This window comes from Paenibacillus paeoniae (genome assembly GCF_003388735.1).
In the GTDB taxonomy this organism is placed as follows: Bacteria; Bacillota; Bacilli; order Paenibacillales; family Paenibacillaceae; genus Pristimantibacillus; species Pristimantibacillus paeoniae.
This window is the reverse complement of sequence record NZ_QUBQ01000008.1, coordinates 61,421-82,189: the sequence shown is the minus strand read 5'-3', so window position 1 is coordinate 82,189 and position 20,769 is coordinate 61,421. Positions and strand designations below refer to the sequence as shown.

22 protein-coding genes and 1 riboswitch are annotated in these 20,769 nt (G+C 50.3%); of the genes, 9 read left to right on the top strand and 13 right to left on the bottom strand.

Translation table 11 applies throughout. The features are described 5' to 3' along the window. Positions 1-5 precede the first annotated feature (5 nt). The 10 genes from thiO to moaA form a co-directional block, all read right to left on the bottom strand. A complete protein-coding gene (gene thiO / locus DX130_RS24760) occupies positions 6-1,127 on the bottom strand; it encodes a glycine oxidase ThiO (protein WP_116049943.1) in 1,122 nt (373 codons plus the stop codon). Next, entirely contained in the window at positions 1,127-1,954 is an 828-nt protein-coding gene (locus DX130_RS24755; protein WP_116049942.1) for a thiazole synthase, read from the bottom strand. The genes thiO and DX130_RS24755 overlap by 1 nt, the downstream gene beginning before the upstream one ends. A gap of 4 nt (positions 1,955-1,958) precedes the next feature. Next, entirely contained in the window at positions 1,959-2,810 is an 852-nt protein-coding gene (gene thiE / locus DX130_RS24750) for a thiamine phosphate synthase (RefSeq protein WP_338068660.1), read from the bottom strand. Then, on the bottom strand, positions 2,807-3,997 hold the full coding sequence (locus tag DX130_RS24745) for a ThiF family adenylyltransferase (RefSeq protein ID WP_116049940.1): 1,191 nt from the start codon (positions 3,995-3,997) through the stop codon (positions 2,807-2,809). The genes thiE and DX130_RS24745 overlap by 4 nt, the downstream gene beginning before the upstream one ends. Further along, positions 3,990-5,747, bottom strand: coding sequence for a phosphomethylpyrimidine synthase ThiC (thiC, locus tag DX130_RS24740; protein ID WP_240644695.1), 1,758 nt, complete (start codon positions 5,745-5,747; stop codon positions 3,990-3,992). The genes DX130_RS24745 and thiC overlap by 8 nt, the downstream gene beginning before the upstream one ends. A 187-nt stretch (positions 5,748-5,934) precedes the next feature. Then, positions 5,935-6,037: riboswitch (TPP riboswitch) on the bottom strand. Between the two features lie 45 nt (positions 6,038-6,082). Beyond that, positions 6,083-7,114, bottom strand: a complete 1,032-nt coding sequence (ytvI, locus tag DX130_RS24735) for a sporulation integral membrane protein YtvI (RefSeq protein WP_116049938.1) — start codon at positions 7,112-7,114, stop codon at positions 6,083-6,085. A 24-nt stretch (positions 7,115-7,138) separates the two neighbouring features. Then, a complete protein-coding gene (gene yfkAB, locus DX130_RS24730) occupies positions 7,139-8,296 on the bottom strand; it encodes a radical SAM/CxCxxxxC motif protein YfkAB (RefSeq protein WP_116050041.1) in 1,158 nt (385 codons plus the stop codon). Between the two features lie 124 nt (positions 8,297-8,420). After that, complete coding sequence (locus DX130_RS24725; RefSeq protein ID WP_116049936.1) at positions 8,421-9,539, bottom strand: HD-GYP domain-containing protein; 1,119 nt, start codon at positions 9,537-9,539, stop codon at positions 8,421-8,423. Positions 9,540-9,691: 152 nt separating this feature from the next. Continuing rightward, positions 9,692-11,167 (bottom strand): bifunctional metallophosphatase/5'-nucleotidase, encoded by a 1,476-nt coding sequence (locus DX130_RS24720; RefSeq protein WP_240644694.1) that lies wholly within the window; start codon positions 11,165-11,167, stop codon positions 9,692-9,694. Positions 11,168-11,227: 60 nt separating this feature from the next. Next, positions 11,228-12,226 carry a GTP 3',8-cyclase MoaA gene (gene moaA / locus DX130_RS24715; RefSeq protein WP_116049935.1) on the bottom strand — a complete coding sequence of 333 codons (999 nt, stop codon included), beginning with the start codon at positions 12,224-12,226 and terminating at the stop codon, positions 11,228-11,230. 103 nt (positions 12,227-12,329) lie between these two features. On the opposite strand from moaA, the gene DX130_RS27310 reads away from it, so the two are divergent. The 3 genes from DX130_RS27310 (at position 12,330) to DX130_RS24700 (ending at position 15,380) form a co-directional block, all read left to right on the top strand. After that, a complete protein-coding gene (locus tag DX130_RS27310; RefSeq protein ID WP_116049933.1) occupies positions 12,330-13,067 on the top strand; it encodes a molybdenum cofactor biosynthesis protein in 738 nt (245 codons plus the stop codon). A gap of 14 nt (positions 13,068-13,081) precedes the next feature. Beyond that, complete coding sequence (locus DX130_RS24705; RefSeq protein ID WP_116049931.1) at positions 13,082-14,176, top strand: ThiF family adenylyltransferase; 1,095 nt, start codon at positions 13,082-13,084, stop codon at positions 14,174-14,176. Between the two features lie 121 nt (positions 14,177-14,297). Next, entirely contained in the window at positions 14,298-15,380 is a 1,083-nt protein-coding gene (locus tag DX130_RS24700) for an HD-GYP domain-containing protein (protein ID WP_116049930.1), read from the top strand. A gap of 89 nt (positions 15,381-15,469) precedes the next feature. On the opposite strand, the gene DX130_RS24695 is transcribed toward DX130_RS24700, so the two are convergent. Then, a complete protein-coding gene (locus tag DX130_RS24695; protein ID WP_116049928.1) occupies positions 15,470-15,799 on the bottom strand; it encodes a hypothetical protein in 330 nt (109 codons plus the stop codon). Between the two features lie 581 nt (positions 15,800-16,380). On the opposite strand from DX130_RS24695, the gene DX130_RS27505 reads away from it, so the two are divergent. After that, positions 16,381-16,611, top strand: a complete 231-nt coding sequence (locus DX130_RS27505; protein WP_116049925.1) for a helix-turn-helix transcriptional regulator — start codon at positions 16,381-16,383, stop codon at positions 16,609-16,611. Between the two features lie 823 nt (positions 16,612-17,434). On the opposite strand, the gene DX130_RS24675 is transcribed toward DX130_RS27505, so the two are convergent. Then, entirely contained in the window at positions 17,435-17,761 is a 327-nt protein-coding gene (locus DX130_RS24675; protein WP_116049921.1) for a YolD-like family protein, read from the bottom strand. 81 nt (positions 17,762-17,842) lie between these two features. Then, positions 17,843-18,007: a hypothetical protein gene (locus DX130_RS26660; RefSeq protein ID WP_165861451.1), complete on the bottom strand. Its 165-nt coding sequence runs from the start codon at positions 18,005-18,007 to the stop codon at positions 17,843-17,845. A 122-nt stretch (positions 18,008-18,129) separates the two neighbouring features. Here DX130_RS26660 and DX130_RS27305 point away from each other — a divergent pair, with 122 nt between their 5' ends. The 5 genes from DX130_RS27305 to DX130_RS26655 all read left to right on the top strand — a co-directional run bounded on the left by DX130_RS27305 (position 18,130) and on the right by DX130_RS26655 (position 19,750). After that, on the top strand, positions 18,130-18,255 hold the full coding sequence (locus tag DX130_RS27305; RefSeq protein WP_276310914.1) for a hypothetical protein: 126 nt from the start codon (positions 18,130-18,132) through the stop codon (positions 18,253-18,255). 88 nt (positions 18,256-18,343) lie between these two features. After that, positions 18,344-18,541 carry a hypothetical protein gene (locus DX130_RS24670; protein ID WP_116049920.1) on the top strand — a complete coding sequence of 66 codons (198 nt, stop codon included), beginning with the start codon at positions 18,344-18,346 and terminating at the stop codon, positions 18,539-18,541. A 57-nt stretch (positions 18,542-18,598) separates the two neighbouring features. After that, positions 18,599-18,817 (top strand): hypothetical protein, encoded by a 219-nt coding sequence (locus DX130_RS24665; RefSeq protein WP_116049918.1) that lies wholly within the window; start codon positions 18,599-18,601, stop codon positions 18,815-18,817. Between the two features lie 368 nt (positions 18,818-19,185). Beyond that, positions 19,186-19,554 (top strand): hypothetical protein, encoded by a 369-nt coding sequence (locus tag DX130_RS26270; protein ID WP_133297976.1) that lies wholly within the window; start codon positions 19,186-19,188, stop codon positions 19,552-19,554. Between the two features lie 49 nt (positions 19,555-19,603). Further along, entirely contained in the window at positions 19,604-19,750 is a 147-nt protein-coding gene (locus tag DX130_RS26655; protein WP_165861450.1) for a hypothetical protein, read from the top strand. Positions 19,751-20,769 lie beyond the last annotated feature (1,019 nt).

Below are 20,769 nucleotides of genomic sequence, written 5' to 3'. Positions count from 1 at the left end.
TATGTTCACAGATTCGTGAAACGATTCGGAGATATCGCTTCTAGTAGCGAAGAATCTCCCCCTCCATCCAACAGATCACATATCAGCATGGCGGTAACTGGACTGAGCAGAATCCCATTGCGATAGTGTCCAGACGCCATCATAGCGGAAGGCTTGCCGACCACATTGCCGATCAGCGGCAGTCCATCCATCGTAGCCGGCCGAAGTCCGGCCCAGCGATAAGCCGTTTCACGGCCAGCCAGCCTTGGCATCCAGCGGTCGCTTGCCCGGATCAGTCGTTGGATGCCACGATCAGTAACCGAGGAATCAAATCCCGAGACATCCTCAGAAGCTCCGCAGACGATGCGGCCTATCGGCTTGTTCACCCAATAGGCCCCACTGGAGAACACCATATGCCGCAAGTCATCGGCCTTACTCTCATAAGAGCAGATTTGCCCGCGAATAGGGTGAATTGGAATGTGGATGTCCAGCCAGCGCTCCAAGGCGCCCGACCATGCGCCGGAGCAAATGACGATACGATCCCCCGATAGCTTTGACAGCCCGGACATCTGCACGGATACACCGGCACTCTCATGGAACGAAATATCAAGCAGCTCTCCGGCATGATCGTTCAGCTTGACGCCAAGCTTGCGGCAAGCCGTCTCCAGCGCGGTTACGAGACCCGGAGCGTAGATATGACTCTCTTCGGGACAATATAGGGCAACTTCGATGTCATGCGACAGACCCGGCTCCAACGCCCGCAATGCTTCTCCCTCGATCCGTTCTGCCTTGGCTCCCCACTCGTTATGCCATCTCATTCTGGATTGCAGTGGGAGCAGGTCCGCTTCGTGGCGATAGACATTCAAGCTCCCGCTCCTGACCCAGTCGGTCGACATGCCGGAGATGGATTCTACCTTCTCGACCCATTGCTCATAGAGCCGCAAGCTTTGGAGACATAGTCGGAAGAATGGATCCGGTTGTTCGATATTTTCTGAATAGGGAGCCAACATGCCAGCCGCTGCGCCCGATGCTTGGCCACCGAACTTCCCGGACTCCAGCACGGTGACCTGGTAGCCTCTAAGAGCGGCTTCGAATGCGCATGACAAGCCAATAATGCCGCCGCCAAGCATGATGACTGATTGCGGCACTAATAGCCCTCCCCACCATGGCTTACAGAAGCAGGCTGCAGGAACAATGAGCCGGCGGGATCGCTGCTTGCCGAAGCATAGCGTTTCTTCGGTACTCTGCCCGCTTCGCTTGCCAGCCGTCCGGCCTCAATTGCCATCGCGAAGGCTTGCGCCATCTTGACCGGGTCCTTCGCTTTGGCGATAGGCGTATTAGCTAGAATAGCTGCAGCGCCTAGCTCCATTGCTTCCGCGGCGTCCTTAGGCGATCCAATCCCAGCGTCTATAATGACGGGAACCTTCGCGCCTTCCATAATCAGTCCCAAATAATAGGGATTAAGCAGGCCGAGTCCCGTACCGATCGGTGAAGCCCCTGGCATCACAGCTGCCGCTCCCGCTTCTTCAAGCCGTTTGCAAAGAATAGGATCGTCGGACGTATAAGGCAGCACAACAAATCCTTCGTTGGCCAATATATCTGTAGCTTTAAGTGTCTCGATCGGATCGGGCAGAAGCGTCACAGGACTTCCGCTAATTTCGATTTTGATCCAATTGCCAAGACCCGCAGCCCGTGCCAATCTCGCGATTCGCACGGCCTCTTCCGCAGTGCTGGCTCCTGAAGTATTCGGCAAATAAGTAAGCCCTCTCTCTCCAAGATGCTGCAAGATCGAATCATCCTCATAGCTCTCCAGATCTACACGCCGCACTGCAAAAGTGATGACTTCCGCTCCGGATGCATCCAATGCTAGCTGCATGACAGCTGGACTCGGGAAACGTCCCGTGCCCAGAAAAAACCGGGAACGCAACTCCTTTCCGCCAAGACGAAGAGCAGCCGTTTCATAACTTGCCTTCATGTGGCTACCCCCCTCCAACAAACTGTATCAGCTCGATGTCTGCACGCGGTTGGATGACCGTATTTCTCCACATGCCTCTGGAGACGATAACCCCATCCAATTCAGCAACCATCCGCTTATGACTTTGACCAAGCTCCCGTACCAGCTCCTCCAAATTGCGTGCTGAAGTATTGCGTTGCTCTCCGTTGAGCATGATTGTTACCGACTGAGGAGCATAACCGGAATATTGACCTATCTTATTTAAAAAAGAACGGCACACGGCAGCCGGATCTTCGCTTCCGACAATAGCAGATACCGCGCACAAGCGGCGCGCGCCCGCTTCCAGCACAGAATCGGCATTGTCCAGCGTTATACCGCCAATGGCTACGAACGGAATATGTATCTGCGCTGCAGCCTCCGTTACATAAGCGGTCGTAACCGCTGCTTTTCCCGGCTTCGTATTCGTCGGATAAACAGGACCTACACCAATATAATCTGCTCCGTCCCGCTCCGCCTTCAACGCTTGCTCCAAGCTGTGCGTCGACACGCCAATCAGCTTATCAGGACCCAGCAGCCTGCGCGCCTCTTCAAACGGTATATCGTCTTGACCGATATGAACGCCATCAGCTTCAACCTGAATCGCGATATCAACATAATCATTCACAATAAAAGGAACGTTGTACGCTCTAGTAAGCTTACGCAGCGCTGCCGCTTCACGCAGCACGTCTTCTCTGGAACCTGTCTTGTTGCGAAGCTGCAACATGCCTGCTCCGCCAATCAGCGTCTGCTCCATAACATCGACCAATTCCCTGCCGGGATGATGTGTGGAAGCTGTAATGACGTACAGTTCAAAATCGCTCCATGCTCTCTCTTTCACGTCCTTGCCTCCTCTTCTGCCTGCATCTCAAGGGGATCGGTCAAGTAGCGAACGCATATACGCAGCGCCTTATCGGCATCAATAATCCCTTGCACTAGCACACGTCCATCCGGAAACAAAACCAACCTCTCGCCGTCAGGCAGCCCAATCTTTAGCAAATACCGATTCGCTTTGATCTCATATCCCAGCCGCTCGAAGACAACTTGCCACTGTTCCAATTGGAATGTCCTTGGGAGCGTCACCTGAACGGAATCTCTGCCGCAAAGCGCGACAGCTAGTGTTTGACTCCAAGCGTGAGCAGGTGGAGTCTCGTCTGTCCCCGCTTGCAGACGGTGTTTCCTCTCCTCACGGTGTGCGAGTACATCCGATCGAGCAATGGACTCGCTCCTTGGTAAGTTCAATTGAACGATGTTTTCATCGGCAAGACCGCCGCAAATATGGCATCCCGGCGTACAGCCAGGCAATGTAAATTCACGTACAGAGAAACGCCACAAGTCTGCGACGACCCAGCTTTTGCGAACGGCATTCCGATTGCCGCTCAACCATTTGATCGCTTCTACCGCTTGCAGCGACGCTATAAAATCGACAGCGGCGGATAAAACACCGGCAGTATCGCAGTTCAACTCTTCCTCAACACTCGCTTCGTCACCTATCAAGCAACGCAGGCATGCGGTCTGTCCCGGGATTAGCATAGCGCTCATTCCTTCCGCTCCAGCCACGCCCCCATAGATAAACGGAATGTTCCTCGCAAAGCATGCTTCACTCAGCAACAGCCTCGTTGCGGCATTGTCCGTTCCGTCCAGGACAAGATCCACATTTTCCATTGCAGCTGTAATCGTCATGCTGTTCACATCTGTGACCAGTGCCTCGATCTCTATGCTCCCGTTGATAGCACGCAGCTTCTCTGCCGCCGCTACTGCCTTGGGTAGCACGGCCAGCGCATCGGCCTCATGGAAAAGCATTTGCCGCTGAAGATTGCTTGGCTCTACAAAGTCCCGATCGGCTATCCGCACCTTGCCTACGCCAGCCCTGGTCAAATGCTGGGCCAGCGAAGCGCCGAGCGCACCACAGCCGACAATAAGCGCCCGCATATTCGCCAGCCGTGCTTGCCCCTTCGCTCCGATTGGCGCGAAGCGGATTTGCCTGTCATATCGATCCGCCCAAATGTCTTCCGTCTGCTCATGCATAGATGGAACTGCCAGCCGCCTTGAACGCTTCTGACTTTTCTTTCATCCCGGCTTCAATCGCTTCCGTCGTCTCCATTCCATTCTGCGCCGCATATTCCCGAATGTCCTGGGTAATGCGCATACTGCAAAACTTGGGGCCGCACATCGAGCAGAAGTGTGCGGACTTCGCCGCTTCCGCAGGCAGTGTCTCATCGTGATACGCCATAGCGCGTTCCGGATCGAGCGACAGATGGAACTGGTCACGCCAGCGGAACTCGAAGCGTGCTTTGGACAAAGCATCGTCCCGCACTTTCGCGCGCGGATGCCCTTTGGCCAGATCGGCCGCATGCGCAGCGATTTTATACGTAATAACGCCTTCCTTTACGTCCTCCTTGTTCGGCAGTCCCAGATGCTCCTTCGGTGTGACATAACAGAGCATTGCGGTGCCGAACCAGCCGATCATTGCCGCACCGATCGCAGACGTAATATGATCATAGCCAGGGGCAATATCCGTCGTCAGCGGGCCTAGCGTGTAGAAAGGCGCCTCATCGCAAACCTCAAGCTGCCGGGTCATATTTTCCTGGATAAGATGCATCGGCACATGGCCCGGACCTTCGATCATGACCTGCACATCATGCTTCCAAGCGATCTTCGTCAGCTCGCCAAGCGTATCCAGCTCCCCAAATTGCGCCTCGTCGTTGGCATCTGCAATCGATCCGGGACGTAGTCCGTCGCCAAGGGAGAACGACACATCGTATTGCTTCATAATCTCGCAAATGTCCTCGAAGTGCGTATACAGGAAGTTTTCCTTGTGATGCGCCAGACACCAGGCCGCCATAATGGAGCCTCCCCGCGATACAATGCCGGTCACCCGCTTCGCCGTAAGCGGGATATAACGCAGTAGCACGCCCGCATGAATCGTAAAGTAATCCACACCTTGCTCTGCCTGCTCGATCAGCGTATCCCGGAACACTTCCCAACTGAGGTCTTCCGCTTTGCCATTTACTTTCTCCAGCGCCTGATAGATAGGCACTGTTCCGACCGGAACAGGCGAGTTCCTGACGATCCACTCCCTCGTCGTATGTATGTTCTTGCCAGTAGACAAGTCCATAATGGTATCGGCGCCCCAGCGGGTCGCCCAAGTCATCTTCTCCACTTCCTCCTCGATGGAGGAGGCTACAGCGGAATTGCCGATATTCGCATTGATCTTCACATGAAAGGCTCTGCCGATAATCATCGGCTCGCTCTCGGGATGATTAATATTCGCCGGTATAATCGCACGGCCAGCCGCTACCTCATCCCTTACGAATGTCGGGGACATCCCCTCGCGAATCGCGATATACTCCATCTCCGGCGTTATGATGCCTTGTCGGGCGTAATGCAACTGCGTGACGTTGCGGCCTCCCTTGGCACGATAAGGTCTATACGTCAGATTAGGGAATAATTCCGCCCCTCTCTCTCGTGCTCTCTTCTCGGACGAGAAGCCATTATCTTCAGGACGAACCTCGCGCCCCTCGTATGGCTCGACGTCATGACGTCCTGTAATCCAGGCCTCGCGCAGCTTCGGCAAGCCTGCTCGCACATCCGCTGCATAAGCCGTATCCGTATAGGGACCGCTTGCGTCATAGACCAACACCGGCTCATTCGGCTGCTCTTCACCGTTCCTGCCTTGGCTTGGCGTTAACGCAATTTCCCTCATCGGCACGGCGATTGAAGGATTCGCGCCTTGAACATAAATTTTCCGGCTTCCCGGCAGTGGTGTAGTCAACATAACAAAAAACCTCCTAAATGGAATTGGAATTCCACCTGGAGGCATACACAGACATATAAGAAAGTTAGAGGACGCCGCAGCGGACTCGGCCAATGAAGCTTGCTGCACAGCCAGAGTAGGTGTGAAGCATACATTCATGGCGCATCATACACAGTTCCGCGCGTGTTATATTCGGCTGACATAAGCTTAGCCGATTGTCCCACTTTCCTACGCTGGCATGACCCAGATCAGGTTCAAAGGGACCAAAGCAAATGCTTTATCTCAGCCTTTCGGCGCCCCTAGTGGATTTCCTTGTTAGACTATAACGCCGATTGACAACGGGTGTCAACCTCTTCTTACAGTTTGATTTTTTGCTGGAACAATCCCGCTTGCCTTGCCGCCATGTAAATAATAACGACCAAAGGACCGATAAATACGCCAATCACGCCGACCAACTTGAAGCCGACATACAAGCTGACCAGTGCGGGCAGAGCGCCGATCCCGATGGAGTCACCCAATACTTTCGGCTCGATAATACGGCGGAATACGGTAATGAACAGGAACAGTACAATGAGGCCAACACCGGTATACATATCGCCAGTCAAGAGCAGATACGTCGCCCATGGAACCAAGACAGAGCCTGTTCCCAGAATTGGCAAGATATCAACCACAATGATAAGGAGCGCGATCGCCATCGGATACTTCACACCCAGGATCAACAAGCCCGCCAGTGAAATGATGTACGTCAGTCCGCTCAAAATAATTTGCGAACGAAGGAAGCCGAAGATCGACTTTCTCAAATTATTAAGCACCTGATCGACTTGTGAACGGGACGATTCATCAAAGAATGATAGAAACGATACTTTCAGCGTATTCAGACTAAAGCTGAACATATAGACGGCCACAAGGAACACGATGAAGAAAATAAACATACCCGGAAGCGTAGACGCAAACGCGACAACGGTAGAGGACAGCTTGCCAACCACCGACGTAATCGTATCCGTCAGCTTCAGCAAGTAGTTTTCCAATGTAGCTATCACATCCGGCGGCATGTTCTGATACATTCCTCTTGCATCGACCAGAAGCTGATCCACGTACTGACTCGCATTCTCGAAGTAATGCGGCACCCTCTCCAGGAAAGCGATCAGCTCTGCAATAATTTTGATGCCAAGCAAGACGATGAGCCCAAGCAGGATGATTGTGAACAACGTACTTGATATGATCGCTGCGACAAGCCTATTTACTTTAAGGCGCTTCATAAGCAGCCCGTTCAGCGGCTCAAGAAATATCGCAACAACGAGCGCCAGCAAGAACGGAGCTCCAACCGTAAACATCAAGTAAATCAGGAGCAGACCGACTGCGATTGACACAATCGCTCGAATGGACATACCGTACCCCTCCTTTCTTAAGTTCTATTCCAATATGGCGCTTCTCATGTGGAAATTAACATCCTTGTAATACATATCTTTGACAAGCAGATTCGGACCACAGCACGAAGCAGCCGGACAATGGCAATTTACGCCTTGAGCCAGCGGATGCTTCAGCCATCTGTCGAACAACTCATCAAGCCTCGAATCGGCGATATTGCCGAAGGAAGGAACATCAGAGAAGTCGGTTACGAACACGTCACCGGAAAATAAGTTGACATTCAGCCGGTTACGTCCGTCAGGATCGTTCCGTACCGTAACGTTCCGCTCATTGGCCAACCGCGTCAGCAGATCGCGCTCCTGTTTATTGTCGCTGCATTGGTAGAAGGGCAGCGTCCCGAACAGCATCCATACATTGGAATCACGACTGTTGAGAAGCAGCTCGATTGAGCGCCGCATCTGCTCCCTCGTAATGACCGGCAGATCCTTGGCGAACGAGCTTGGATACATCGGATGGACTTCATGACGCTGGCAGCCCATATCCACAATCAACTGATGAATTTCGTCGATTTTGTCATGCGTGCGATAATTGATCATCGATTCGGCAGATACAAGTACACCCGCATCGCTTAGCCGCTGAGCATTGTCAATCATCCGATCATATAATTTGGCTGCCGCCTCTAGTGAAACACTGTGGCCGGCTTTGGCAAATCCGATCTGATGAAAGTCTTCCGCACTCGTATAATTAAAGGAGATATGCATCACATCCAGAAACGGAGCAAGCTGCTCATATCGGCTATAAGGCAGCGTTACATTGGAGTTGATCTGTGACCGAACGCCTCTGCTGCGGGCGTATTGGAGCAAAGGAACCATGTACTCCTTCACCGTACGGTTCGAGAATGTAGGCTCGCCGCCTGTAATGCTGATCGTCTCCAGATGCTCCACTTCTTCAAGCCTGCGAATCATCTCTCCTATCGGAATTTTATCCGGTTCGGCCATCACAAGCGTATCGCCGACCGCACAATGCTCGCATCGCATATTGCACAGATTGGTGACCGTCATCTCGACACTGGTCAAGCGATGACCGCCGTACCGGCTAAGGGAGCCAATGGGATCCCATGGATCGTTCACGGGGGATAGCGGGGCAAGCTGAATGGCAGTATTGCCTCGATATTGGTTGTTTTGTGTATGTAGCATGTTCATCTGTTCAACACCTGACTTCTTAATCTCGTAATAACGCATCTCTACCATTGTAATGTCAGACGGTACAGGAAGCAAATGAAGAAAAAGGAGCCTCTCGGCTCCCTCTAATTTCAATCTTAATGTGTTAAATGCCGGATACAAGCGGCACGTTCTTTTCCTCGTCGTTCACGCCAACAATCATGACGGTCAATTGCTTCGACAAGTCCACCTCATATGGAACTTTCAGCTCCTCGCCAGCTTCATTGTACAAGACGCGTACGATAGGCCGGTGCGGGTAACTATTATTCAGGTCGACGACTACGCCACTCTCGCCTGTATGCAGCTTGACGGAAATGCCGATGGGATAGATCGCCACTTTATCGCGGAACAACTGGAGCATACGCTGCTCGTATAGCGTTCCTGTGCCGGCATACAGCCTCTCCATCGCGTGATGAGGGAGCATTGGTTCTCGATAAACCCGATTGGTCGTCATTGCATCATAGGAGTCGACAAGACCGATCCACTTCGCATAGTCATGGATTTCATCGCCTTTGATTCCTCTTGGATATCCGCTTCCGTCCAGGCGCTCATGATGCTGAAACGCGCAATGCGCAACCAGGAGCGGCAGGTTGGGCTCATCCTTAAGCAGCTCGTAGCCGAACTGGGCGTGCCGCTTCATCATCTCGAACTCGTCCACGCTGAGCGTTCCCGGCTTCGTGAGCACGTTCGTCGAAATTTGTGTTTTGCCGATATCATGAAGCAACGCTCCCATGCCAAGCGTCATCACTTCATCTCGCGAGTAACCGTTCGACAAGCCAAGCAGCGTTGTATAAACACATACATTCAACGAATGCTGGAACAGATAGTGATCGACAGTTCCCATGTTCATCAGCATAATCATGGCATCTTTATGATTCGACAAATCGTCCATAATGGAATTCATCAAATTTTTGAACGGCTGAGCGATATAAGGATACGTCGCTCCCTTTCGCCGCTTGGGACGATCCATCATCTCGCGGAAGTTCGTACGAATTTCCTTGATGGCCATCCGGAACGTATCCTCGCTAATAATAGGTTCGAATTCCACATCTGCCGTTCTTGGATCTTCAATATATACATATTGAACGCCGCATTGCTCAAGCCGCACAATGAGACGCGTCGTTAATTCCATATGATTGCTAAGAAGGACTATACCGTCTGCGGAAAAAATCTTCTTGGCCAGTTTCATTCCAGGCGCACACTGCGAAATCGGTAGCAAACGCATTTTCTCGGTCCTTCCCCTCTATGTCGTCAATACAATATTTATCGGAGTAAACCGCTTTTATTTTTAATTTACGTGAAAATGCGTAATTTTTCAACCATTTTATCCTAATTTTTCGACAGAAAACGCCAATATATCTTTTTATTGCGACATTATTACGCCAAGGACTGCCATCTGAGCCCATGGCAGCTAGCCAAAGCACTCTCGGACAAGAGCTCGCCTGCAATAATATCCCGAATAAACTCCGGCAAAAAAAAGCTGTAGCTCTCAGCGTTGGCGAGTGATTCATAGCCAGCCCGAAAGCTGAACATATCGATGGAGCCAACCGCATACACCTGCTCATCCCGGAACGGCTCGCCGTTCACTTCCATATGTACAATCCGGTACATGGGAGGACGGCTGGCATCGTAAGTAATCGACAACCCGTCTACCGCAAGCATGCCCAGCACCTCGCCTCTAAAGCCAAAGCCTCTAATCGGCTTGAATACATAATCGTCCAGCAGCGACTGCTCCAGTGCTTCGCGCAAATGGATCCCTGCTATCATCATTCGACAAGGATTAATAGGCGACGGGCAAAGCGCGTGAAGCTCCCCTGCCGATACATCGCCAATAGCCAAGCCTCCGAGCACTTGACCGGCATTGACGATACCGATTTCCGCTTTCGCCAGTCGGCGCAGCCCCGCAGCAAGCAAGTTGGGAAGCGCCGATTCACGGTCCACACGCGCAGGCAGCGGATGGTTAAGCGTGGCCAGCACTTGGCCAAGCCGCAGCTTCGCTTCCATACCATGCGTATGAATAATGGATGCCGCTTCCGGCCGCTCCGCGTAGGCTCCTGTCGGCAGGCAACAGGCATTGAAGATCGGGCGACCGCTCCTCTGGTCCAGCCCAATTTCCACACGTCCGACATAATCGCCGAACTTTCCAGCCGCACATATCGTCGTCTCGCCTATCACAATCGGCTCCTCAAGCAGATGGTGGGTATGAGCGCCCAAGATCAGATCAATGCCTGGCACCTCTTCCGCCATCTGGCGGTCAAGCGGCAAACCAAGATGAGACATCACGACCATGACGTCACAGCGACTCCGAAGCCGATTAACCTGCTCCCGGATCGCTTCAAGAGGCGGAGTCGTCGTCCAGCCAAGCAGCTTGTAGAAAGGAGCAAAGTTCGCAGTGGCTCCAACCAAACCGATGGTTAGGCCGTTTTTCTCCAGCACAATACCGGGCTGCATCCACTCCGGCCTCTCCCCCGTGCTATCGAGCTTCATATTGGCGCATACGACCGCAAACGGAGAAGGAGAGCTGTACAATTCATCCAGCGCTGCGCTTGTATACGTCAGCCCTTCGTTATTGCCCAGTGTAATCGCTTCATAACCCGCCTCCTGCAGCAGCGCCAGATTCACCTTGCCTTCGCTGCCCTCCGTCTCCATTCTCATGCGATCCATATGATCGCCGATATCGACGGCAAGCACGCGGTGAGCACCCATTACTCTTCGCTCATCCGCGATGATGGAGGCGATACGGGCGGCGTTCTCCAGCCGGCTATGAATATCATTGCTGTGCAGAAGCACCAACTGTGCATGCATGGCTTCCGTCAACTTCAACCAGCCTCCCTGTCGCATCCATCTGTTCACGTTTCTTACTTCTTATTCGCTGTTGGCGAAAATACATACGGGGTCAGGTACAGCTAGTCGTCAGCCGCCAATTTGCGACATACGCCGTTCCGTCGGCACATGCGACAAGGCTGTATCGGCCAGCTTGGCCGCCATCTCATGATTTTCCGGCTTAATATCCATAGCCTTCGCGAAGATCTCTCTCATCGCAGCAGTATCGCCCAAAGCACCCTTCACATTAAGCTCATCCATCCAATATAGACATGGCTTCAAGCCGCCATCAGCCGTCAATCGCAGCCGGTTGCAGCTCTTGCAGAAGTGATCGCTGATAGGATGAATTAACCCGAAGGAGCCGACACCGCCCTCGATTTCCCAATCTTCCGACGGTCCGTTTCCTTTCACATCTTCGCGCCTTGCGATCACATACCGTTCGTTGGCAATATCCAGAACCCGTGACAACGGCAAGTAATGATTTCTCCAATTATCATCCGCATGACCTATCGGCATATATTCAATGAACCGTACATGAAGCGGCTTCTCGTACGCCATTCTCAAAAATTCCGCAATTTCGTCTTCATTCACATTTTTCAGCAGCACACAATTCAGCTTGATGGGATGGAAGCCTGCCACCGCAGCCGCCTCTATGCCTTCAAGTACCCTGCGCAGCTCAGCGCGTCGCGCAATGAAAGCGAACCTGCTCGGGTCGAGAGTATCGAGACTAATGTTGACACGAGTGAGTCCCGCATCCTTTAAGGCTTGCGCCTGCTTTGCCAGGAATACCCCGTTCGTGGTAAGTGCTATATCTTCAATGCCGGGAATGCCCGACAATCTAGCTATCAATGTATGCAGGTCCGGACGAACAAGCGGCTCGCCCCCTGTAATCCGGAGCTTCGTAATACCGAGCGAAGCACCGACCTCTACGACTTCAGCGATCTGATCGTACGTAAGCAGATGGGAAGCTTCCGTGAATGCCACGCCTTCCTCCGGCATGCAATAGACGCAGCGCAGATTGCAACGATCCGTTACCGAAATCCGCAAATAATTATGCGTACGACCAAAACGGTCCTTAAGTGCTTTCATGCTGCTCCCCCCCTTCTATTCGTACCTACAAGCATAACATTTTTTTCGGTTATATGGTATTCTAGAGACAACTGAACGTCATACATTCGAGAGGTTTACATACATGGATTTTCATTGGAAAATAAATCTTTTTGCCGGTCTCCAGGAGCGTCTTGCAACCTCCCGGCTGACGCTGAACCTGCCTGTTGCCGAGCTGACCGCCAAGGAGCTCAAGGAACGATTGGCTGCCGCCTATCCTGAGCATTCCAGCATCCTTGGCATCTCATTCGTCGCCCGGAACCACGCCTATGCAGCGGATGAGACAACGGTACGTGCCGAGGACGAGCTTGCGCTGCTCCCTCCTGTCTCCGGCGGCGGAGGGACGATGCATGAAAGCGCCAAGACAGAGGGCGTCGAGCTCTACCTGGTAACCGGAGAACCGCTGCATTCCGAAGAGGTGCTGCGCAAAGTCATTACGAAGGATCATGGCGCCTCCATCGTGTTCGTGGGCACAACTAGAGAATGGACGCAAGGCCAACAAACCGTCCGGCTGGAGTACGAAGCTTATGAACCTATGGCCGTCGCCATGATGCGCCAGATCGGTGATGAAATTGGTGTGCGTTGGCCAGGATCACGCTGTGCGATAAGCCACCGTACCGGCGTCGTTAGCCTAGCCGAAATCAGCGTTGTCATTGCTGTATCCGCACCTCACAGAGAGGACTGTTATGAGGCAAGCCGCTATGCCATCGAACGTCTCAAGCAGATTGTGCCCATCTGGAAAAAAGAAATTTGGGCGGATGGCTCCGAGTGGAAGGGCCATCAGCTAGGGCCCTGGAATCCGACCGTTCCACTGCCGGAATAGCAGGAGGCGCGTTCATGACAAATCACTCACAACCATCGGATACACATATCCAACATACAACCCTCGGACGCTCCTCCATTGGGGATCGTTATTCGAGGCAAATTCGGTACAGCCACATTGGGCTAGAGGGGCAAAACCAGCTTGAGCGATCCCGAATTGCTATCGTCGGTATGGGCGCTCTTGGGTCTGTGCTTGCCCAGCACTTGGTACGGGCAGGCGTCGGCTATACCCGTCTTATTGATCGGGATATTGTGGAGTGGAGCAACCTGCAGCGGCAGATGCTATACACCGAGCAGGATGCCAATGAGATGCTGCCGAAAGCAGCAGCAGCAGCCAGCCGTTTAAGAGCCATTAACAGTTCCGTTACTGTGGAGCCTGTAATGACCGATTTGAGTTCCGCCAATGCGTCCCAATGGCTCGAAGGCGTCGATCTCATTTTGGACGGTACAGACAACTTCTCTGTTCGTTACTTAATCAATGATTTTAGTTTGCAATCTGGCACCCCGTGGATATATGGCGGGGCAGTTGGCGCGAGCGGCATGACGATGACGGTTATCCCGCATGAGACCGCCTGTTATCGCTGCTTGTTTCCTGAACCTCCCGCTCCGGGTGCAACAGACAGCTGTGAGACAGCAGGCGTCATCTCCCCGATCGTCGACATTATCGCATCAGTCCAAGCGACTGATGCAATCAAGCTATTGTCCGGCAATCGGGATGCGCTCCATCGTACGCTTTTTCAGGTAGATCTGTGGAATCATGCCTGGCTGCCAATCAACATTGACCAGGCAAGGAGAAGCGATTGCCCTGCCTGCGGAGATCATCATCGATACGAGTTCCTGAATCGGCAAGATCGCGAGACGGTCGCAACCGCTCTATGTGGTCGCCAATCCGTCCAGCTAACTCCCGGTGTATCCGCTCATCTGAACCTGGATGACATGGCGGGCAGGCTGTCCGTAATGGGTCAAGTCTATCAAAATCCCTATCTTCTCAAACTTCAATTAGCAGGTGACGTGACCTTTGTTTTATTTCCCGATGGACGCGCTATCGTCCAAGGGACCGAAGATTCGGCAAGAGCAAGGTCGATTTATGCCGAATTATTAGGTATTTAGTTGCATTTGTCAGTCCCTCATATTGCCATTGCGTGAATTGATTGCTACTATAAAAAGTAATTATGCTGCATAGGGCTAACATACTATTGTTTAATTGATACTAATTATTAGAGGTGTCTCTATGAGGATTCATGTAACGGATTTGGTAGACGGAGACCAACTTAGCCACGATATCTTTAATAATTACGGGCTGCATGTGCTCTCCAAGGGAACAATCGTAACGAAAGCGGAAATTTCTCGCCTGCTGCAGCATCAAATTGATTATGTCGATATTGATGAGCGCACGGCACCCCTCCAAGCCAATAAGAGGTCCGGACGAACAATCGAGTCAACGGTTAATCCCAAGTGGCTCCCTAAAGTGCAGCCTATCTATGAAAACGCAGTCAAAAGCTTCGAGAACTTTTTCTCAACCGCAGTAAGTACAGGCAAGATCGATAATGACGAAGTATCGGCTGTGCTGCAACCCCTCCTCAATAATTTGCAATTGGAACGGGATGTCGTGTCGATGCTGCTGCTGTTGAATACATCGGATAATTACACGTATCAACACTCCGTCCAAGTCGGCATGCTTTCGTATTATCTGGCCTCTTGGCTCGGTTATTCGGCTGCTGATGCAGCTATGATCGGCAAAGCCGGCTTCCTTCACGACATCGGCAAATGCAAGATTGACGATGCCATCCTGAACAAGCCTGGCAAGCTATCCGCAGAAGAGTTCAACGAAGTGAAGCGTCATACCGAATACGGTCATACCATTATTCTCCAATCCTTCGATGACTCTACGCTGGCTGTAGGCGCTCTGCAGCATCATGAGCGAATGGACGGCAGCGGTTATCCGCACGGCTTGAAGGGGGAGGACATTCACCCGATCTCGAAGATTATAGCGGTTGTCGACATTTATAGCGCGATGATCTCCGCTAGAGTCTATCAGAAGGAACGCGATCTGTTATACGTGTTAAGAGAGCTGCATAGATTGAGCTTCTCTCAGCTTGACCCTGAGACTACCCATACCTTCATCAAACATATGATTCCGAACTTCATCGGCAAGCATGTTCAGCTGAGCAATGAAGATTCAGGCCAGGATGAACTGGGTATTATCGTCATGACGCACCCGACAGAATTTTTCCGGCCGCTCGTACAAATCGGGGAGCAGTTCCTTGACCTTACGATCGAGCGTGACTACGAGATCAAGCACGTTTATATTTAATTCCTTACATACAAGAAATCCCTGCTACCCTATCAAGGGAGCAGGGATTTCTTTGCATTAAAAAAAAGCGCCAAGGGGCGCTTTCTTTATTACAGATTCGATACGTGTGGCGGATGAGGATAGTTCGCAGGAGCAGGCTTCTGAGCTGCTGTAACCATCAACAAGATACCCGTAATAATATGTAGGGCCATACCTACGAATGGAATCCATGCTACAACGGAAGTAACGATACCTAAGATAGATCCGTATTTAGGTTCTTTGTTACTAGCCGAAAGTACTAAAGTTACGATGTGAAGAATCAGCATAATGCCTAGTGGGACATAAGCCGTGCTGAGAATGAAAGCTCCACCGATAAGTGGAATACCCAGCAAAATTTCAAAGGAACCCGTAACCCATTTCATTACTCTAGATCCAGTCATATAGTTCTCACCTCCCAAGGAAAATAGTACCACTTATGTATGCTTTACTAATATAGCAGATTAATTTGTAGCTTTCCATACAATTTTGTCGATTTACCGAATTTTTTTCTAACTTACAAAAAATACGTGCCCGATTTCCCGGACACGTATTCCTCGATTATATCAATTAGCCGATGGAGCCTTCCATCTCAAACTTGATTGAATAATAAAATCATGGTGGATCATGATAGGTACTTACCCTTTATGTTATGGGGTTTTAGCGTTTTCACGCGTCATAGTTTTTCGTGTTTCTTCTATTATATATGGGCAAAACATGGGCATATAATAATTAGAATTTGATTTGGTCAAAAGATGCTATTTTGTATACCTTGCAAAGCTTAACTGCAATGCTGCATGGCATAGTTTTGGTATTCTGTTCATACCCATCTAGTTTGTCGACGGCGATACCGATTCTCTTCGCAATAAATTCTAGTTCAATGCCTTTTGAAATGCGAATTTCTAGGAATGTACACGCCATGTACTGACCTCCATTTTATGATGTATAATAAGTACGAATGTAAAACGTAAAAAAGGAGTTAGATATGCCCCTCATTAGAGGGAGGTGCCGACTTCGTGATTATTTGGGCGACATGTCTCCAGCACAACTCGCAAGGCGTCTGGGCGTGAATGAGTCAACTGTGTCTCGTTGGATCAGTAGAGAACGAGATATGACATACGAACACGCAGTAGAAGTAGCAAACGTACTTAATTGCCATGCTGAGGATTTGTATGATTTTGAGTATGTAGCCCCAAAAGATCCGTCTGATGAATGAGGGTTCGGCCCTCCCTCTACGAAACTTGCCTATATGGCAAGTTTTATAACCACCCCCGTTCAAATAATGTAACTATTATTAATATTTATTAATTTAATAGTAACACAGCTTGTCATAATTTGTTGTCGAATTATGCGGTTGTCAATACCAGATCTGTATACACATCTGGTATTATTTTTGATTTTTAGCTATTTTCTTTCGACAATCTTGTCGAATGCATCCATAATCTTACTTATATTGCGTCTGGACACTTTGCATTTAAGACGATCTGATTTGCCGAAAACTAAGTCTCCGTCACAGAAAGATTTTGCGCTAGCCAGGTGTACCAGATCGTTTTGATTGATCTTAACGTAGCCGTGCCGCGTTAGAAGCATTTCTAGTTGACTCATAATCGATCCGTTGATTGTCCCTGTATGGTTTTCCAATATGATTCTTCTATTTTGTACCCGAATAATGGGTATCTGCACTTTACGCCTTGGCATGATATCACCTCAGCTACATCATTGCCGCCAAAATGACTCCATAAACAGCAAAAGAGCCGTAGGGATGCTTTCCCTCGGCTCATGCCTATTTTACCACTACTTTACATTTAAGACAAGACAGAGATCTACGTCGCTACCTATTTAACTTCGAGGGCAACAAGACTCTAGTCAGCCCTCTGGCATGCTCCAAATGCCCGCTCTTAACTAACTCATTAAGGGTATCGCGTACCTGTCGTTCAGTAAGCTGGCTACGTTGACATAATACCTGTAGTCCAGCGACGTAGTCGGCCCAATCATGTCTATATGTGTGCCAGAGGATTGTTAATACTTTACGCTGCCGATCAGTCAACATCGTCTACACCCTCGATATCAGCAAGCGGGTACCAGTCCCCGTTAATCATAAACTGCCCTCGCTGCTTGCTGATGCGGTCAACCATCCCGACAACCTGCAGTTGCTCCTTAGGATCAAAAAGCCTCACAGTAATCAAGATACGTCGATTGAGAGACTCAGTCAGCTTCCTCCCGATCTGCTCCAACTCTTGGTCGTCAAGGTTTATCCGTTGCCTGTTATCCTTGTTGGCATTGTACTCGTTGGTTCGCTCTCTGAGTTCCGGCAATATTATTCTGCTGGATTCCCATAGTCCATTTCCCTCTAACTTTTTACGCATTGTAACTCACCTCGAATAAGTTATATGCTCTATTATATACAGAACATACGTTCCTATTGCAAGACATAAAAAAATTCCAGCTTATTGGCCGAAATTTTTCATTTTCTCTTCGGTTAATAGGTTAATGACTACGCTAACTGTTGTCTTCTGTTCATCTGCTCTATCTTTCAGCCACTCCAACAAATGCGGCTCAAAATAAATCGCCTCTCGTATCTTCTTATCCGCTTTCGGTGGTCTTCCAGCCATAGCGCTCAACTCCTTTAAAATAATTTTACAGCATTTAAAATATTTTAGCAACATGCCAAATAACCATTTACAGAGCATTTTAAATGCTGTATAATTAAGTTGTAAGGAGGTGAGACAAGCACATGCAAGATTGGGTAACGCTCTTATCCAGCATCATCCAACTACTAGCCGCAATCATGATCTACTTAGCCGCTGGACGAGAGCAAAAGAAAAAAGGAACCAAACATCGCCGTAGGGGCAAACGTTAAAAGGTTCCATTGGAAGGTCGGTCACGACCCGGCCTTCCTCCCAATCTTACCATAAAGCAAGAGAATAATAAACGGGAGGTAGTCATCAATGAACATGAATTTAAACGTAACTATGAATGAGGATGTTGTTAGTGCATTAGGAATGGCGATAGCGGATCGGCAGAGAACGGTACAGGGCTATCTCAAGCACCTTACAAGTGAACAATGGCGTAAGACGTATGCGGCGGAACTAAAAGCGCTTGAGCTGGCGAAAGAGGCTCTCTGTAACGCTGAAATTGTAATCTAATGGTGGGGCTGCGGCCCCTCCCACAATATTCAATAAAAAACTAAAGGAGATGTTGAAATGACTATTAAATACAACGGAATCGGAATTACTTTGACTCAACTACCATTTATCGATGGACCAATGGGAGAGCGCCCTCTATACAAAGCACGCGGGCAAGACGGTTCCGGCAATGGGTACCTTGTAAAGTGGGAAGTTGTCGAGAACTGGCAGGATATCGAAGACGAATCTGATATGGTGGCAAATTGGGATGCGCCTAATGAAGTTGTATTTCATTAACACAGGGGCTACGGCCCCTCCTACAAAGGAGGAGGTAAATCGATGAAATGCACTACGTGCAGTAAGGCGATCTCGGGCAAATATCGCATCGCAGGCAAGCCTTACGGTTACGATTGCTATCGGCTTAAGCTGACAGAGATCCGCGCAGCCGCCGAACTGGCGGCGCAGGAGGAAAGGAACGCCGAGCATGCGCTTAAATGTTCCGCTGCAATGGCCGTCTTTTCCGGCTTGATGTATCGGTCGGAGTGGCTGGTTAAATTTCAGGCCAGCATCATCCAGCAGTGGGAAGATTGCCGAAAACTAACGGCAAAACAGCTATCCGTGATCCTCACCAAGATTGACGAGGTTGATTACGGACTTACCTCTCGATGGCTCCAGAGGATCGGTCGCTTACTGCGCACGTCATCAACTATTTGGCCTATCGCGGCAAATTTACCGCCGAGCATGTTCACGACGAGAGGTTTTCCGACCTCATTAGACACGCGCTGCATAACAGGGAGCGCGGGACATATGTACTCCAAGCGGTGGACGATAAGGGTATGGCCCTTGACGTGTGGGGTCATGTGTATGAGGATGATCCACTCCCTCCAGTCGCATGTTGGCGATTGCGTATATTTCATAATCTCCACCCATCGCAGGGAGACTGGTTCGGGGATGTATTATTGGCAGCCACACACAACTTAGCTTACGTAGTGGGCGTTGTATCGCCGCTGCGCCGCAAATCATTGGGGGCCTAGCGCTCCCTCCTACAATATGCTGGCGAGCTTACGCGGGGAGGTAACGGGGATGACAAAAGTAATTCCAGTTAGCGAAATACCTCAATGGCAACGAGAAGCTGTTCTGATGGATTGGGTGCGTTGGGTAGTTATTCGAGATGGCAAAATCGACAGCGGACACAAGACACTGGGTCAAGCTAATAGAGCATCACAATAATACAGGCCCTTCGCGGTCTTCCGGGAGATGGAGCGTATGCAATATTCGGTTTTTAAAATGAAATGTCTAGATTGCCAAACGGTATTCTTTGTAGGAGAGGACGCGGAAGAGTACGATAAATGCCCGATGTCCTTTTGTGCGGAAGGTTACGGGATCGAAGAGGACGAGATTATTTACGAAGTGTCATTAGACACATATACAGGATCGGTCAGTATTGCACAAGTTCCCGACAACCCCGACGCTATAAAAATACGCTAACGGAGGTGATCACCATGCAAACGGCATCCATGATAATAACCGCACTGGCTGCGGCGGTAATGGTTGCGGCTGCGGTACGTTGGCGGCGGAACAGGAGGCGCTAATGAAGCAGCACCGGGATAGGATTCGATATTACGCCCACAAAGTCGCCCAGCATATAGCAAAACCGTACCCGAAGAGAATGCCTGGATCATTGAGATCCGAACGGCTAGCAGTTTACAAAGAAGCAATAAATAAAACTATAAGCAACGATAAGTAATCCGCCTGATGAGCTGCCGGAGGGAAACCGGTCGAAACCGCCGCGTTGTGAAACGCCGCGTTCGCGGAAATCCGCCACGAGCTGGTCGTGCATGACTGGCCTTTACATATATTGCACATTGATAATAAAATAGGCACATGCTGGTATATGGAGGTGTGCTTTTTGAGTGTGACTTGCCCAATATGCGGTCAACAGTTAGGACGTAACAAAAAAACTTGCTCCAGGACATGTTACAGTGAGTTGAGAAAGCACTATAAGGAATGCATTATTTGCCGCAATGAATTTCAAGCTCCTCCAAGCAGTGACACCCTTACTTGTAGTCCAGTATGCTCGGCAGTGAATAGAAGACGTAAAACAAGTCTCATAGATAGCCTTTCCATCGCCCATGAACGGCTTCCTTCTCATCCTCTGACCGGTAGATTCGAAACCCATATGCATGCCAAGGAGTGGGTGATCCAATCCCCTTCTGGTGAGGTTTATAAGTGCAGAAACCTAAAAAAAT

What these genes read in the sequence shown, in the direction of transcription:
- DX130_RS26655 (WP_165861450.1), top strand. Translation starts at nt 19,604, where the DNA reads ATGACAAAAGTAATTCCAGTTAGCGAAATACCTCAATGGCAACGAGAA.
- DX130_RS24695 (WP_116049928.1), bottom strand. Translation starts at nt 15,799, where the DNA reads ATGACTGGATCTAGAGTAATGAAATGGGTTACGGGTTCCTTTGAAATT.
- yfkAB (WP_116050041.1), bottom strand. Translation starts at nt 8,296, where the DNA reads ATGAACATGCTACATACACAAAACAACCAATATCGAGGCAATACTGCC.
- DX130_RS24745 (WP_116049940.1), bottom strand. Translation starts at nt 3,997, where the DNA reads ATGCATGAGCAGACGGAAGACATTTGGGCGGATCGATATGACAGGCAA.
- thiC (WP_240644695.1), bottom strand. Translation starts at nt 5,747, where the DNA reads ATGTTGACTACACCACTGCCGGGAAGCCGGAAAATTTATGTTCAAGGC.
- DX130_RS24670 (WP_116049920.1), top strand. Translation starts at nt 18,344, where the DNA reads ATGAACATGAATTTAAACGTAACTATGAATGAGGATGTTGTTAGTGCA.
- DX130_RS24675 (WP_116049921.1), bottom strand. Translation starts at nt 17,761, where the DNA reads ATGCGTAAAAAGTTAGAGGGAAATGGACTATGGGAATCCAGCAGAATA.
- DX130_RS27305 (WP_276310914.1), top strand. Translation starts at nt 18,130, where the DNA reads ATGCAAGATTGGGTAACGCTCTTATCCAGCATCATCCAACTACTAGCC.
- DX130_RS24700 (WP_116049930.1), top strand. Translation starts at nt 14,298, where the DNA reads ATGAGGATTCATGTAACGGATTTGGTAGACGGAGACCAACTTAGCCAC.
- DX130_RS24705 (WP_116049931.1), top strand. Translation starts at nt 13,082, where the DNA reads ATGACAAATCACTCACAACCATCGGATACACATATCCAACATACAACC.
- DX130_RS26660 (WP_165861451.1), bottom strand. Translation starts at nt 18,007, where the DNA reads ATGGCTGGAAGACCACCGAAAGCGGATAAGAAGATACGAGAGGCGATT.
- DX130_RS24755 (WP_116049942.1), bottom strand. Translation starts at nt 1,954, where the DNA reads ATGAAGGCAAGTTATGAAACGGCTGCTCTTCGTCTTGGCGGAAAGGAG.
- DX130_RS24725 (WP_116049936.1), bottom strand. Translation starts at nt 9,539, where the DNA reads ATGCGTTTGCTACCGATTTCGCAGTGTGCGCCTGGAATGAAACTGGCC.
- DX130_RS27310 (WP_116049933.1), top strand. Translation starts at nt 12,330, where the DNA reads ATGGATTTTCATTGGAAAATAAATCTTTTTGCCGGTCTCCAGGAGCGT.
- DX130_RS24665 (WP_116049918.1), top strand. Translation starts at nt 18,599, where the DNA reads ATGACTATTAAATACAACGGAATCGGAATTACTTTGACTCAACTACCA.
- DX130_RS26270 (WP_133297976.1), top strand. Translation starts at nt 19,186, where the DNA reads ATGGCTCCAGAGGATCGGTCGCTTACTGCGCACGTCATCAACTATTTG.
- DX130_RS27505 (WP_116049925.1), top strand. Translation starts at nt 16,381, where the DNA reads ATGCCCCTCATTAGAGGGAGGTGCCGACTTCGTGATTATTTGGGCGAC.
- ytvI (WP_116049938.1), bottom strand. Translation starts at nt 7,114, where the DNA reads ATGTCCATTCGAGCGATTGTGTCAATCGCAGTCGGTCTGCTCCTGATT.
- moaA (WP_116049935.1), bottom strand. Translation starts at nt 12,226, where the DNA reads ATGAAAGCACTTAAGGACCGTTTTGGTCGTACGCATAATTATTTGCGG.